The organism is Bacillus sp. SG-1 (assembly GCF_000181495.1).
Taxonomy (GTDB): domain Bacteria; phylum Bacillota; class Bacilli; order Bacillales; family Bacillaceae_B; genus Rossellomorea.
In genome coordinates, this window is record NZ_ABCF01000064.1 from 1 (window position 1) to 14,326 (window position 14,326).

The following is a 14,326-nucleotide window of genomic DNA, read 5'->3' on the forward strand; positions in this document are numbered from 1 at the left end:
GTTCTTTTGTCTCAATTTTCGCACAATAATTCTTGATATCAGTATACCACCTCTTTTAAAAAAAGGGATAATTTCATTGTGTTTTTTAAGAAAAAAATCTTTAACACATTAAAGCACTAAGAGGGACTGTCCCTGGCAGCGCTTTAAAGTACTAAAGGATATCACTTATTACGGATAAAATCTGTTCAGATACTTGTCACCCACCCTTCCCTTGTCTATAATGAAAGACGATAATTGGGTTTTTAAAGAATTATGAGGTGAAAAACGTGCAATTAGAAGGCTGGTTTTTAATCTTTATTCTTTTCTGGGTCGTCATCCTTATTTCTTTATTTGCCATCGGCGGATTTTTCATGTTCCGAAAATTCCTGAAACGCATGCCGAAAGAAGATGGACGGTCTGATTTGGATTGGGAAGAATATTATGTTGATAAAACGCATCAATTATGGGGGCCAAAAGAAAAAGATATTTTAAATGAACTTGTATCACCTGTTCCGGAACTGTTCAGAGATGTAGCAAAACAAAAAATTGCCGGGAAGATAGGCGAACTTGCGCTGAAAGAGAAAGTATCTTCAATTTCTCAAGAACTGATTATACGGGGATATATCCTGGCAACACCTAAAAGGGATCATAAATTTCTAAGAAAAAAATTGGATGAAATGAACATTGATGTAGCCCCATATGAACATCTGTTTTAGAAGGACGGAAAGGATAAAAACAATATGAGTGCAATTTTAATCATCCCTATCATTCTATATATCATTTTTTTTGGAGCAGGACTTGTCATTTATAAAAAATATAAGAAGAAAAAAGGTTGAATCAGGGCTTGCCTGTTCAACCTTTTTTTAGATCATAAATAAAGCATCAACCGGTGCCATAAAGAAACGTAGTTAGCGAAGGATTTTCACCTTACTAATGCTAAAACTTCAAAGCGCTAAAATTTGCAAAGATGGCACATTGAACGCTGAGAAAAATCATGAGTGAAACATGTCAATGTCAGAATAAATTCTATCCCTTTACTTCAAATCCTTTATTGTGATAAAAAAACCGGCATCCTGTCCTAAAACAGGTTACCGGTTTTCTTAAATCGTATTGGTTGTCAGGTCATCTTTATCATTCAACAACCTTTTATACTGCAGAAACATAGCTATCCGCCACGGAACAATCATTCCAAACGCAAGGATCCAAAACATTCCGCTGAGTTGTCCATAATCTATACTATTGCTCAGTATTAGCTTTGCTGCAATCCGAACTAATAATAAACCGATTAAAATAAAGGCAAACGCTTTTGATCGTTTCAGATAAACATCATTATCACGAATTTCAAAACTGGATGTTTTGATGAGGAAAATAGAAAAAATCATACCGACAACCAAAGCCTCTACAACTTCTGCCAACGTCACCCTAAACATAGGAATAAAAAACATAAGTGCACCCGTACTCATAAATATCGGAGGCAGAATGATCTTCTTGGCCGTTACAGGCTTCTTCTGTGCTCTCATTCGAATAAATATCACAAAAAACCCCATGCAAATCGCAATAATGGATGAAGCAATCGTCATTGACATCTCTATCATCCTTTATAAATAAATTACTTTGTCGTCACTAATTATAGACTATTACACCAAAAGCGCAAGGGCCGGGTCAGGGATATGAGCAATTGGCAGGCTGCTATAGAGAATAGGTTAACAACTCTTTCTCGAAAAAGGAAACATAAGTGAACATAGCGGTTGGGAAATTACAAAAATCACTAACCCACACCTTGGCTAATAGAGTAATCCACAAAGAAATTCGTTTTCACATGTGTTCCATTTACACTGGCGGGTCCTTCAAATTATTCTGATGGCACCACTATTGCTACCTCTTTTTCAACCAGGGGGCCTCATGAGCCTTTCATAAAGCCACTATTGTATCCAGTGTGCCTCATAGACAGCAAAAATACACATCTCAACCTGGCATTTGAGCTATAACCACTAATGACACCCACCCAATCCTCACACTCCAATGAACACAAATCTCCCCCGCAGCCTTTTCAGTTGCGGGGGAGATTTAAAACACTAATTTAATACTCTATTGATTGCTTCAACGACACGGCTTTCATCGAAAGGTTTGACGATAAAGTCTTTAGCACCGGCTTCGATTGCTTCAACTACCAGTTTTTGCTGGCCCATTGCAGTGCACATGATAATCTTTGCTTCTGGGTATTCTTTGATGATTTGTCTTACAGCTTCTATACCGGTCATCTCCGGCATCGTGATATCCATTGTGACGATATCAGGCTGCAGATTCCTATATTGTTCAATTGCCTGGAAGCCTGTCTCCGCTTCTCCTATTACTTGATGCTCACTGTTCTGAAGCATGTTTCCAAGCGCCATTCTCATAAATTTAGCATCGTCCACTATTAGTACTGTTGCCAAAGGTGATCCTCCTTTTTCCAGCATTGGAAACGGAAATTCTGCTGTGTTTATTAATTTTCTGATTATTATCTAAATATAGCATTATTTCTAAGGTAATATCAATCCCGATGTGTAATATTTACAATTAAAATCCAGTGAATCCACCTGTCAGTTTACTGAAGAAGATGATTATTGCCGTCAACCAGTCGAAAAAGAGCATGATTCCGACAAGAATCATAATATATCCGCCGACTTTCATGATTTTCGCATTGTTCTTTCTGATCCATTGCATCTTGCCGACGAAGAAGGAAAGGATTAAGAACGGAATTGCAAATCCAAGGGCATAAGAGGTCATGTAAATCATGCCTGAGCCTGGATTCGTCCCGATAAGGGATATGACAGCTCCCAGTATGGGACCAGTGCAAGGTGTCCACCCTGCAGCGAAAGCCATCCCGATCAATACCGATCCTGCATAGCCTGCAGGCCTGTTTTTGAATTCAAACTTTCTGTCTTTCATAAGGACTTGAGGCTGGAATACCCCAATGACCATCAGTCCGAATATGACAATAAAAATGGCCCCAACCTGGCGAATGATATCCTCATATTGAAAAAGGACGTTTCCAAGAAAAGTCGTACTGAAGCCCAGGACGACGAATATTGAAGAAAATCCAATAAGGAATAAGATGGTATGAATCAAGCTTCTCTTTTGAAGTTTGACGTTTTCATTTTTTAAATCACTCACTGACATCCCGGTTATGTACGATAAAAATGCCGGGTAGAGCGGCAGACAGCACGGTGAGATGAAGCTTAGAAATCCAGCACCGAAAGCCAAAAATATATTAATATCACCCATAAGCCCAACTCCTAGTAATTTTACTTTATTTTTTCATTGTATCAGACATCTTAGACACATTGGTGTTAAACTCCTGTGAACAATTTGTGTACAAGGAATGAGCGCGAAATTAATGCATATTTCTACCCTTCCCCTTACAGTTCCTTACTTTTTTCATAAAAAATGTGAATAATTCTTTTAAAAAAAGCTCCTTTTCGCTATACTATTATTTAAGAGTTACAATTATTAGTAGAATTTGAGAGACATTCCTCACGAAAGGACTTAAGGCCATGTGTAAACAAGAGCTACTAGATCGAATTGAAAAAAAACGTGCCCAGTTAATAGACATTGCAGCTGCTAATGGTCTTAACTCACCTCTGGCTATAAAGTACAGTCAAGAACTTGACACTCTTCTGAACCATTATAACCGTAAATTCATTAAAACCTCATCCATAGCGAAATCTTTGGTTGCCAAGCAGGTAACTATGTAAAAACGAAAAGGCAGAAGCGATTAAGCATCGCTTCTGCCTTTTTAAACTATATTTGCTATCCTCGGGCAGTCCCTTGTGCGGGGAACATAATTTAGAACCTTTTAAAATATCTTCTATTTAGAATCCCTATCTTCCATTCTGTCATCTGTTCCTGTTTTATACTGTTCTTCTTCCTCTTCAACCTGACCTGTTGTTACATCCGCCACAACCCAGGAACCTTCCTCCATAACCAAAGTGAAGATAACCCCTTTCTTTCCTCTTAACTGGTTATCGATATTTTGAACAGCGTGATACTCTTGATCCGTTACTTTTTCCAAGTCGAATTCCTGATCCTCCTGCAGCCAGATCGGCGTTTCTGTTGCCACTACTGACAGCTCACCATTTTCTTCTTTGATGTATAAGTCCACGAGGCTCTCAGCGTATTCGGTTGTCATGATTGATGAAAAGTGCTGGATGATTTCATCTTTGTTTTCATATTCTTCAAGTTGCGATCCCTCGTTGATCACTTCCATAAACAGTCCTTTGTACTGGTTTAATACATTCTCAGCTTTTTCCTTATTCATATCAGAATCATTGTCAGTGCTGCCATTTACTTTAGTGTCGGGAGTTTCAGTTACAAAGTTTTCCTGTTGAATTTCTTTTACTGCTTCAGCTTCTGCCGGGTTAGCTTCCGTGCTTTCTTCAATCGTTCCACACCCTGCTAATGTCAACAACGAGATCCCCAGTGAAATTGCAGCTTTTTTCATACTTTTGCCTCCCTATCAATATATAGTAACCTTTACACCTGAAAAGGGACTGTTAAACAAAAAAAGAAGATAACCGTACTTTACGGCTACCTTCTTCTGTTATGAACTTACGGCATCTTCAATTCCTTCAACAAGGCCATTTTGCAGAAGATACATTTTATGATACAGCCCTTTCTGGGAAAGAAGCTCCTGGTGATTTCCTCTTTCGACAATTTCACCCTGGTGAAGCACCAAGATACAATCTGCATCCTGGATGGTAGACAACCGGTGGGCAATGGCTATGGTCGTACGGCCCTTTCTCATCTTGGCCAAAGCCTGCTGAATGGCGTCTTCCGTTTCTGTATCGATATTGGCAGTCGCTTCATCCAGCACCAGAATCTTAGGATTGGTCGCAATCGTTCTGGCAAAAGCGATCAACTGCCTTTGACCGCTGGAGAAAGTCGACCCGCGTTCGACTACTTTGTGGGAATAACCATCAGGAAGCTTTTCGATAAACGTATGAGCTTGCACGAATTCTGCGGCCGCTCTCACTTCCTCATCGGTCATGTCGCCTGCATGCAGCTTAATGTTGTCTTCTACGGTTCCATAGAACAAGAATGGATCTTGCAGGACGAGACCAACCTTCTCCCTCAGCTCTTCCATTGGATAATCTTTTATCGACTTGCCGTCAATGAGAATTTCCCCTCTACTGAACTCATAAAATCTCATTAACAAATTTATAATGGAGCTTTTGCCGCTCCCTGTGTGTCCGACCAAAGCGACTGTTTCGCCGGGCTTAGCAGTAAACGAGATGTTTTTCAGTACATCCTTTTGGCCATCATAGGAAAAAGTGATGTCCCGGAATTCGATCTCTGCGTCTTTTATCTGCCCTTTGCTGTTTGTGTCTTGAGCAGGGGACTCCTCTTTTTCATCAAGTAAGGTAAACACTCGAGAAGAGGCAACGATTGCCTGCTGAAACATCGACAGTCTCGTCATCACGTTATTAACGGGCTCAAAGAAACGGTCAAGATAGTTGATGAAAGCATATAGAACACCAATTTCGACTGGACTGTTAAAAGAGGATATGCCAAAGTATGATAATACTAGAATCAGAGCCGCCGTATAAACTAAATCGGTGGCCGGGCGAAGGAGCAGCCCATCCATTTTTATGTTCCGCATCCCTGCTTTATAGTGATCCTCATTGATGTCATCAAACTCTTTTCTTAACCTTTTTTCCTGTCGAAAAACCTGAACAATCGCCATTCCTTGCAGAGATTCACTCAGCTTGGCATTCAATTGGCTCAAGCGCTCTCTCAAATCATGATAAAAAATGGAACTGTACTTCCTGTACGTTTTGATTATGAAAAATAATACAGGCAGGATGAACAGGCAGAATAGTGCCAGCTTGACATTCAAAATAAACATAGCGGTGAATATCCCTATGATCAGGAAATTCCCTTGGATGAAGCTCACAAGCACACTGACAAACATATCCTTAATGGCCTCAGTATCGTTTGTCACCCTTGATACAATTCCTCCAGCAGGCGTCCTGTCAAAGTATCTCATTCCCAGGTTTTGAACTTTTGAGAAGACATCCACCCTCAACTGCTGGATGATTTTCAGTGCAATTTCCTGAAACTTCAACAATTGAAAATAGGAAATGACGACATTGGAAATCTGGATGCCAAGAAAAGCTGCGCCCAGCCAGACTAGCGGTTCATACGGAAAGTTCCTTGGGGTAAGATAGTCATCAATAAAGATTTTAATCAGATATGGTCCAAGAACATCGCCGATAGTCGTTAATGCCAATAGAAAAAACGCAAGGAAAATAGATTTTTTATGCGGTATGGTATAACGCAATAACCTTTTTAAAACGTGACGCTGTTCTTTTGCTGACATGGTAGTTGTCTTTTCCATAGATTTTATCCTCCATGCTCTACTAATTCTTCTAACTGCTGGCGCAAATACATTTCCCTGTACCAGCCATCATTCTTCATCAATTCTTCATGCGTTCCCTTCTCGCTGATTTCTCCATTATCCAGGACGAGGATCAAATTGGCATGTTGGATTGCACTCAGCCTGTGAGCAGTAATAATAGTCGTTTTATCTTGGCGATTCTCTTTCAATGCTTTTAGAATGGATTCTTCCGTCTTAGCGTCAACTGCTGAAAGAGAATCATCAAGCAGCAGCACTTCCGGTTCCATCAGGAGGGCCCGGGCAATCGAGATCCGTTGTTTCTGTCCGCCAGACAATGAAACTCCGCGCTCACCCACAACTGTTTGATATCCATCAGTGAATGTTTTTATATCCTCATGGATATGTGCCAATGAAGCAGCATCCTCTATTGTTTGCTGAACTGCCGTGGGATTGGTAAAAGCAATGTTTTCAGCAATGGTGGCAGAGAAAAGAAAGTGATCTTGAGGTACATATCCCAAAGACTCTCTAAGTTTTTCTAACTTATAGTCTTTTATGGACCGTCCACCAAACCTGACAGTGCCTTGATAGTCCTCGAATTCCCTGATGAGAACCTTTAACAGAGTCGTCTTTCCTGCCCCAGTTTTTCCGACAATCCCGAGCGTGTCTCCCCTTCTTAAAGTAAAATGAATATCCTTAAGCACGGTTTCCTCTTCATCAGGATAAGTAAAGTGCTCAAGATTAAATTCAATGTCTCCTGTAGGTCTTACATCCAACGCATCTTCACTGTCCTCAATTTCTACTTTTTCCGAAAGCAAGCTGGACACACGGTCATAAGAAGCACGGCCTCTTTCGACGATGTTGAAGAGCCACCCAAAAGCCAGCATAGGCCAAATCAGCAACCCTAAATAGGTGGTAAAGGATACAAGTTCACCTATCGTCAACTCGCCTGTTACGACAAATCTGGAACCAAAAGCGACCGATAAAAAGAAGGAAATCCCGACAATGATGGAGATGGTAGGGTCGAATAAGGAGTCAACCCTTGCAACAGAAATATTCTTCTGCACGACATCCTCTGATTTGGATCGGAAAGATTCAATATCTTCTTTCTCCTGCCCAAAAGTCTTTATGACTTTAATCCCTGATACACTCTCCTGTGTCTTATCGTTCAAGTCAGAGAATGCTTCCTGCGCTTTATGAAAACGCTTATGTAATAATGTTCCGTAATAATTCGTCAACAGGGCCATAAAAGGCATCGGTATCAAGGCAATCAAAGTCAGCTTCCAACTGATCGTGGCTGCCATCGCAATAATGACAAATCCTCCCGTTGCGAGGGAATCCACAAATGTCAAAACCCCCTGCCCGGCTGTCATCTGTATGGCTTGAAGATCATTTGTGGCATGGGCCATTAAATCCCCGACACGCCTTTTTTGATAAAAGGAAGGTGTCATCTTCGTAAAGTGGTGATAAAGTTTGTTCCGAAGCAATTTGGAAAGCTTTACAGCAGAACCAAAGATCATGATCCTCCATATAAACCTAAGTCCATACATACTCAAGCCGGCAGCTGCCAATATGCCCACCCATTGCAGCAGTTCTGCAGAAGTCAGTTCACCCTGTTTGATACTATCAACGACAATCCCTATAAGCCTCGGGGGAACGAGCTGAAGTACTGCAACAACAAGCAGGACTGCAATACCCGTAAGATAAGATTTCTTTTCTTGTTTAAAAAACCACATCAAATCCAGAAAGACTTTCATGATGTATTCCTCCGAATCCAGAAATTTTTCGACTCTTAATTTTAGCAAATTTTACAAAATTATAAAATAAAAGATTTTTTAGTTGAATTGTTTAACGTGTCAAAAGTAAACAGACTTCTTCGGCTTTGGTCATATGATAGGGATGTTTATTATTTATGGGGGCCGCTTTGACTAAGTCAATAAACGTGCTCTAAGGGCACGTTTAGGCATTATTCGTTGACCTTCAGAGGCCATTCTCTCGCTCTAGGGGCACATTTAGACACTAATCGTTTACCTTCAGGGGCAATACTTACGCTCTAAGGGTACATTTAAGCACTAATCGTTCACCTTCAGAGGCCATTCTCTTGCTCTAGGGGTACGTTTAGACATTAATCGTTTACCTTCAGTGGCCATTCTCTTGCTCTAGGGGTACGTTTAGACATTAATCGTTTACCTTCAGTGGCCATTCTCTTGCTCTAGGGGTACGTTTAGACACTAATCGTATACCTTCATTAGGGATACTCACGTTCTAGGGGCACATTTAGAAAACTCACAGAACACACAAGGACAAAAAAAAACGTGCAGCTACGCACGTTTTTTTATCAATTAACATTATCATGTATATGAACTGAAGGCTCTTCCTCAGGTTCGATCAATACAGTAGCCGCAGTTCCGTCAGGTGTCTTTACATAGATATAAATCGGTTCATGCGGGAAGAAGTCTTGAATTTCAGGAGTGAACGCCTGGACAAACCCGACAATTTCTCCATACTTCGTCATATCCGTATTAACATTGATAACCATCTTCTGCAGGTCATTATCAATATAAGTCCCCTTGGAAACTAACTGGATGGTCCGGTCCTTAAAGAATGAATTCATATCTTCTTCTAACCCTTTAAGACGGTTGGAAACCACTCGGTCATGCTCTTCTGCATCACCCGATGGGAATAGGAAATCCTTTTTTTCAATTTCTCTCCATTTTTTGATCGAATTATCATTAGCATCCAAATAGGCATATGTAAAATATGAGCCCGGGAGGACACTGTTTTTCTTTTCGAGTTGATAGAGAGAAATAACGATAGGAACATTATTCAAATTCTCTTTTTGTCTAACGCGGTTAATGATTGTTTCGGCCATTTTCTTGCCTTCACTGATCATTTTCTTTTCAGAAATCTCTTTCGTATCAAAGTGTTTCAGGCCCAGATTATCATTAACAGAGATATAGTCCACTGACTTCATGGCGAGACCTATTGATATACCTTTCAAGTTTCCTTTTTGGTCTACATAATTTTGTTCATGGACATATCCGAGGTACATTGGATTCTCTTTGCTTATTTCCATAACTTCTTCCCAGCCCATTTCTTCCGTTACATCAATGGCAGGGTTCAGTCCCAGTTCATCATTTGATTCCCTGCGTATCCAACTGCCAATTCCCTCTAAAAATTGACCTTCTTGATACACAAATTTATCCGCTGGGAAATACTCTTCCGACAAACTCATGAGGCCTGTTTCAATTTCATTCATATCAACGCGATTATTCACCTGATACGTGATCAGCTCTCTATTTTCACTAAAAACAGATGATTTCACTTTATATCTTAAGTACTCATTTGTTTCATTTTCAGATGTACTCTGCTGTGTCACCAAATTAGTGTTCTCATTTTCCGATTTGTCAGGCATACCCAAAAAGGTACAACCGGATAAGAACACCATCAATCCAGTGCTTGTTAGAATTAGTCGTTTTTTCATTTAGGTCTCCCTCCGACCATTATTTTAGCATAAAAAAAGACCGGTGTAGACCAGTCACTTCATATTTAATCCTCATCATAATAGTGATATAAATAATCTCATTATTCAAGACAAAAGTACTGATAGATTTCTTAGAGCATGTGCCTCAGAAGTGATTAGGCTGGGGAGTCTTTCTAGTTAAAGGTACTAGGGTATTAAATAAAATCTCTTTTCTTAACCATTCCTTTGATAAATAGTATGCATCCCGCAGGATTTTACACACCTTCCTCTTAAAAGAGGGGCACCAATATCCACTAACCACAAACTTTATTGGCAAAGGAGATTTTTTGAGAAAGTAAAAAGCACCCTGTTCAGAGTGCTTTATCACTTATTTCATATTCTTGTTCATTGCGTTCATCATTTGATTGATTTTCTTCTGGGAAGGTTTCTGCCCCATTTGCATCATCATCATTCTTAACATTTGTTCATTGATTGGTGGATTTTTCTTAAGGTAGCTCATCATATATTTACGAGCGATGAAAAATCCTAGCGCTACTCCAGCTAAAGCAGCCAGAACACCGACTAGAATAAATTGCCAAAACATAGTTCTATTTCCTCCTTCATGTTGTCCTTATAAAAGTGTACTAAACCAAGGAAGATTATACAATAACTTAATTTAAATTTCTCTATTAACTATAAGAGATCTTGAAAATATGTCAAAATAATCAAATGTATTTTCTTACCTTTATCGGTTTTAACCAGCCATATTGTTCATTTTCAATATCAATAGCAAGGAGACGACCATCAAGTTTTCTTAACAGTTCAAATATGAAGGCTTCCCAATTACTGTGCCCCTGTATATTAACCTCTATATACTTATCCAGCACAAAGATTTTAGCCGTGTTTTTTCCGCAGGGAGATTCAATATAAAACTGATTGCCGTTTTGAATGTATTCTCTCTTCGCTGCCAGAGCTTGTGAAATAGCTCGATTAAAAGGCAGAAAAGGAATCGTCCGGGTTATATATTGTATCTGCTTATTTACAACTTCTTTCATATTTCCATATGCATATTTACTCTCTCGGAACAAATTGAAAAACGACCGTTCTCTGCCGTAAAAATACTCAGCAATTTCATCTTCAATCCAATAGAGTCGGTAGGATTTCATTTCTCTTCCTCCCCTTAGCTTGTCCTTTTTAATAGTATAAAGAACACGGGGAGTTAAGATTGTAGAATGCTGTTAAAAAGTTCCACTAGTTTTGTCGAGGATGTTAACAATTCAGTGACAAAGCTAATGAAACTCTCTCTGAGAGACACAGCTGTATCGATATAAGGAAAGCTGCTGAAAAACAGCAGCTTTCGATTAAAATGATATATTTATTATCTTTCAAGCAGCGCTTTCACACGAGAAACAACATTTTCTACAGTGAAACCGTACTCTTCCATGATCTTTTCACCAGGAGCGGAAGCACCAAAACCATCAATGGCAAGAATGTCCCCTTCATCTCCCGCATAACGGTCCCAGCCAAGTGGAGAAGCCACTTCAATGGCAAGGCGTTTTTTAACCGCTTTTGGAATGATTGATTCCTTATATTCTTTAGACTGCTGCTCAAATCGATCCCATGACGGCATGCTGATGACTGAAACAGCGAGACCGTCTTTTGCAAGTACTGCCTGAGCTTCCACAGCAAGACTTACTTCAGAACCTGATGCAAGCAGAAGTGCATCAGGCTGTTCTTTCCCAGCAGGAGAAACAACATAAGCACCTTTTTCCACACCTGTTTGAGCCTTGGCATCTGTACCTTTTAAAGTAGGAAGATTTTGTCTGGTCAATACAAGCGCTGTCGGTTTATCTTTAGAAGTCAAAGCAGTTTTCCATGCTGCGGCAGTTTCATTTCCATCTGCAGGACGAATGACAGAAAGATTCGGCATCGCTCTTAATGACGCAAGCTGTTCAACCGGCTCATGTGTAGGACCATCTTCACCAACAGCGATACTGTCGTGTGTGAATACATATGTTACTGGAAGTCCCATAAGGGCAGCCAAGCGGATTGCCGGTCTTAAATAATCAGAGAATACAAAGAATGTTCCTCCAAATACTTTTATTCCTCCATGCAGGGCCATACCGTTCATAGCTGCACCCATCCCAAATTCACGAACACCGAACCAGATGTTTCGGCCTTCATAAGATTCAGGTGTAAAATCCTTCTGCCCTTTTATCATTGTTTTGTTGGAACCGGCAAGATCTGCAGAACCACCAATCAATGAAGGCATATTTTTGGCAACTGCGTTCATCACTTCTCCGGAAGAAGCACGGCTGGCAAGGCTGCTTCCCTCTTCATAGACAGGGATGTCTTTATCCCATCCTTCAGGAAGTTCACCTTTCATTGCAGATTCAAATTGCGCTGCAAGTTCTGGATATTTTTCTTTATACTGAGAAAATAGCTCATTCCATTCCTGTTCTTTTTTCTCACCCGTATCAACGATGTGTTCTTTGAAGCGGTCTTGGACTTCGGAAGGAACATGGAAATCTTGTTCGAAGGTCCATTTGTACGCTTCTTTTGTCATTTTCATTTCTTCTACACCAAGCGGGGCGCCGTGAACATCAGACTTACCTGATTTATTAGGAGCACCGTAACCGATAACCGTTTTGATTTCGATCAGTGTTGGATGATTCTCATCACTCTTTGCCTCTTCGAGTGCTTTAGCAATAGCTTCAGTATCATTTCCATCTTCGACACGGATGTACTGCCAGCCATATGATTCAAAACGACCTTTTACATTTTCAGAGAAGGACCTGTCCAAATCACCATCTAAAGAGATGTCATTAGAATCATACATAACGATCAAGCGGCCCAGCTTAAGATGTGCTGCCAGGGAAGCTGCTTCAGAAGAAATACCTTCCATTAAGTCTCCGTCACCACAGATGCTATATGTATAATGATCAACTATGTTGTAGTTGTCACGATTGTAAACAGATGCCAGGTGACGTTCAGCCATGGCCATACCAACAGACATTGCGAAGCCTTGGCCAAGAGGTCCAGTAGTTGCTTCAACGCCAGGAGTATGTCCATATTCAGGGTGCCCTGGAGTCTTGCTTCCCCACTGTCTGAACTGTTTCAAATCGTCCATTGAAACATCATAACCTGAAAGGTGCAGCAAGCTGTACAGGAGCATAGATCCATGTCCAGCTGAAAGAACAAATCTGTCCCTGTTTGCCCATTCAGGGTTTCTAGGGTTATGATTCATGATTTTGGACCATAACGCATATGCCATCGGTGCAGCACCCATAGGCATACCCGGATGTCCAGAATTCGCTTTTTCAATCGCATCAATTGAAAGCGTCCTAATTGTATTAATGGCTAATTGATCAGTTTTATCAAACATTAATCAACATCCTTCCTTTTTTCAGTTACTACTTGTTAATATTAATATTCTTATGGAGTTTATACAAACGATTTGTTTGCCCCGATTCCTTTCCAACAAATACAGAAAACGCTTACTTTGTTGATTTGAAAACCTTTTCTTTGACGCGAAAATAATTTTCATCATTCATAATACACAAGGAATTTTTTTCGAATCCCCTACAAAGAATGGAGTTTTAACCTAATGATACCCCCTCTTTATAGAATGCTCCTTTTTATTGCTCTAATACCCTGATTCCAACTCAATAAATTGAGATAAAAGAAAAAAGCATGCAAGATGCATACTTTTTGATAGCTCGTTTAATTTTATTATCAATGCAACTTTTTATTTTTTTGTATTTCTCTAATTTTTTCTGGAGTTACTTCGTTTCCTTCGGGGTCAAACATTCTTGTATTTTCAATTGTAGACCTCATGGAATTTCTGAATGTTTCGAGATATTCTTTTCTTAATTTTGATTGTTCTTTAGCCTCATCAGGTGTTAACCCTTTGGCTTTGGCTTTTTTGGCCAGTGTATTAATCCTTGCCATTTTATCCTTCGAAAGCATAACTTGTTCCCCTCTCATTTTTGTCGAGTATAAAAAAGCACCTAGACCAGTGCCTATATCTAATCTGAATTCCGATTTAATATCGACATGTTACTAGAAATAGAGAGAAAAAACAAGTTTCATGTATCTGGTGAAGAGCTTATATGCTCTTGATATCTTCTATGAACCGTAGCTTTGGATATGTTGTAGCCGAAGCCTCTCAACGTAGCTGCAATTTCGGCAAAAGTCAGCTTATTGTCCCTTAGCCTGACTATCTCTTCCACGGGAACCTCAATTCTTTCTCGTCCTTCTATGTTTCCTCTATTCTTTAAGTTTCTGTGAGGTTCATACCCTTTTTCCACAGCTCTTCTCATTCCACGTTTGATTTTCAAGTTGTGAAGTTTTCTCTGATGCTCCTCTACCATACTTACAATTTGTAAGACCATGGAATCAGATTCTGAGAGATGAAGTTCTCCGTTATGGGCTATGCTGAAGATCTTTACGCCTTCTTTCATTATGCAGTGAATGAGGGCAATCTTAGCGTTTCCCCTTCCGATACG

General features: G+C 39.9%; 14 protein-coding genes. 2 read left to right on the forward strand and 12 right to left on the reverse strand.

The window, feature by feature from the left end; genetic code table 11:
- Positions 1–266: 266 nt before the first annotated feature.
- Complete coding sequence (locus BSG1_RS16195; protein ID WP_044023039.1) at positions 267–695, forward strand: DUF2621 domain-containing protein; 429 nt, start codon at positions 267–269, stop codon at positions 693–695.
- 384 nt (positions 696–1,079) lie between these two features.
- Here BSG1_RS16195 and BSG1_RS16200 read toward each other — a convergent pair whose 3' ends face one another.
- The 3 genes from BSG1_RS16200 to BSG1_RS16210 all read right to left on the reverse strand — a co-directional run bounded on the left by BSG1_RS16200 (position 1,080) and on the right by BSG1_RS16210 (position 3,246).
- The gene (locus BSG1_RS16200; RefSeq protein ID WP_198008248.1) at positions 1,080–1,559 is read right to left on the reverse strand and encodes a CcdC family protein; all 480 of its coding nucleotides are present in this window, start codon (positions 1,557–1,559) and stop codon (positions 1,080–1,082) included.
- A gap of 495 nt (positions 1,560–2,054) precedes the next feature.
- Positions 2,055–2,414 (reverse strand): response regulator, encoded by a 360-nt coding sequence (locus BSG1_RS16205; protein ID WP_044023041.1) that lies wholly within the window; start codon positions 2,412–2,414, stop codon positions 2,055–2,057.
- A 124-nt stretch (positions 2,415–2,538) separates the two neighbouring features.
- A complete protein-coding gene (locus tag BSG1_RS16210) occupies positions 2,539–3,246 on the reverse strand; it encodes a cytochrome c biogenesis CcdA family protein (RefSeq protein ID WP_006838236.1) in 708 nt (235 codons plus the stop codon).
- A gap of 269 nt (positions 3,247–3,515) precedes the next feature.
- Between BSG1_RS16210 and BSG1_RS16215 the strand changes: the two genes are divergently transcribed.
- Entirely contained in the window at positions 3,516–3,716 is a 201-nt protein-coding gene (locus BSG1_RS16215) for an aspartyl-phosphate phosphatase Spo0E family protein (RefSeq protein WP_006838237.1), read from the forward strand.
- Positions 3,717–3,829: 113 nt separating this feature from the next.
- Here BSG1_RS16215 and BSG1_RS16220 read toward each other — a convergent pair whose 3' ends face one another.
- The 9 genes from BSG1_RS16220 to BSG1_RS16260 form a co-directional block, all read right to left on the reverse strand.
- Positions 3,830–4,462: a hypothetical protein gene (locus BSG1_RS16220; RefSeq protein ID WP_006838238.1), complete on the reverse strand. Its 633-nt coding sequence runs from the start codon at positions 4,460–4,462 to the stop codon at positions 3,830–3,832.
- A gap of 99 nt (positions 4,463–4,561) precedes the next feature.
- Positions 4,562–6,358 (reverse strand): ABC transporter ATP-binding protein, encoded by a 1,797-nt coding sequence (locus BSG1_RS16225; protein WP_006838239.1) that lies wholly within the window; start codon positions 6,356–6,358, stop codon positions 4,562–4,564.
- A gap of 5 nt (positions 6,359–6,363) precedes the next feature.
- Entirely contained in the window at positions 6,364–8,112 is a 1,749-nt protein-coding gene (locus BSG1_RS16230) for an ABC transporter transmembrane domain-containing protein (protein ID WP_006838240.1), read from the reverse strand.
- A 581-nt stretch (positions 8,113–8,693) separates the two neighbouring features.
- Positions 8,694–9,839 carry a CamS family sex pheromone protein gene (locus tag BSG1_RS16235; RefSeq protein WP_044023042.1) on the reverse strand — a complete coding sequence of 382 codons (1,146 nt, stop codon included), beginning with the start codon at positions 9,837–9,839 and terminating at the stop codon, positions 8,694–8,696.
- A gap of 367 nt (positions 9,840–10,206) precedes the next feature.
- Positions 10,207–10,422: a YneF family protein gene (locus tag BSG1_RS16240; protein ID WP_006838242.1), complete on the reverse strand. Its 216-nt coding sequence runs from the start codon at positions 10,420–10,422 to the stop codon at positions 10,207–10,209.
- A 121-nt stretch (positions 10,423–10,543) separates the two neighbouring features.
- Positions 10,544–10,984 (reverse strand): sporulation inhibitor of replication protein SirA, encoded by a 441-nt coding sequence (sirA, locus tag BSG1_RS16245; RefSeq protein ID WP_006838243.1) that lies wholly within the window; start codon positions 10,982–10,984, stop codon positions 10,544–10,546.
- Between the two features lie 212 nt (positions 10,985–11,196).
- Positions 11,197–13,203: a transketolase gene (gene tkt, locus BSG1_RS16250; RefSeq protein WP_006838244.1), complete on the reverse strand. Its 2,007-nt coding sequence runs from the start codon at positions 13,201–13,203 to the stop codon at positions 11,197–11,199.
- 350 nt (positions 13,204–13,553) lie between these two features.
- Positions 13,554–13,787, reverse strand: coding sequence for a DUF896 domain-containing protein (locus BSG1_RS16255; RefSeq protein WP_044023043.1), 234 nt, complete (start codon positions 13,785–13,787; stop codon positions 13,554–13,556).
- Between the two features lie 119 nt (positions 13,788–13,906).
- The coding region (locus BSG1_RS16260) for a YneB family resolvase-like protein (protein ID WP_006838246.1) at positions 13,907–14,326 on the reverse strand (420 nt) is incomplete at its 5' end.

Bases quoted from the DNA above. Each gene is read 5' to 3' on its own strand.
- BSG1_RS16200 (WP_198008248.1), bottom strand. From the start codon at position 1,559: ATGACGATTGCTTCATCCATTATTGCGATTTGCATGGGGTTTTTTGTG.
- BSG1_RS16210 (WP_006838236.1), bottom strand. From the start codon at position 3,246: ATGGGTGATATTAATATATTTTTGGCTTTCGGTGCTGGATTTCTAAGC.
- BSG1_RS16215 (WP_006838237.1), top strand. From the start codon at position 3,516: ATGTGTAAACAAGAGCTACTAGATCGAATTGAAAAAAAACGTGCCCAG.
- BSG1_RS16220 (WP_006838238.1), bottom strand. From the start codon at position 4,462: ATGAAAAAAGCTGCAATTTCACTGGGGATCTCGTTGTTGACATTAGCA.
- BSG1_RS16225 (WP_006838239.1), bottom strand. From the start codon at position 6,358: ATGGAAAAGACAACTACCATGTCAGCAAAAGAACAGCGTCACGTTTTA.
- BSG1_RS16230 (WP_006838240.1), bottom strand. From the start codon at position 8,112: ATGAAAGTCTTTCTGGATTTGATGTGGTTTTTTAAACAAGAAAAGAAA.
- BSG1_RS16235 (WP_044023042.1), bottom strand. From the start codon at position 9,839: ATGAAAAAACGACTAATTCTAACAAGCACTGGATTGATGGTGTTCTTA.
- BSG1_RS16240 (WP_006838242.1), bottom strand. From the start codon at position 10,422: ATGTTTTGGCAATTTATTCTAGTCGGTGTTCTGGCTGCTTTAGCTGGA.
- sirA (WP_006838243.1), bottom strand. From the start codon at position 10,984: ATGAAATCCTACCGACTCTATTGGATTGAAGATGAAATTGCTGAGTAT.
- tkt (WP_006838244.1), bottom strand. From the start codon at position 13,203: ATGTTTGATAAAACTGATCAATTAGCCATTAATACAATTAGGACGCTT.
- BSG1_RS16255 (WP_044023043.1), bottom strand. From the start codon at position 13,787: ATGCTTTCGAAGGATAAAATGGCAAGGATTAATACACTGGCCAAAAAA.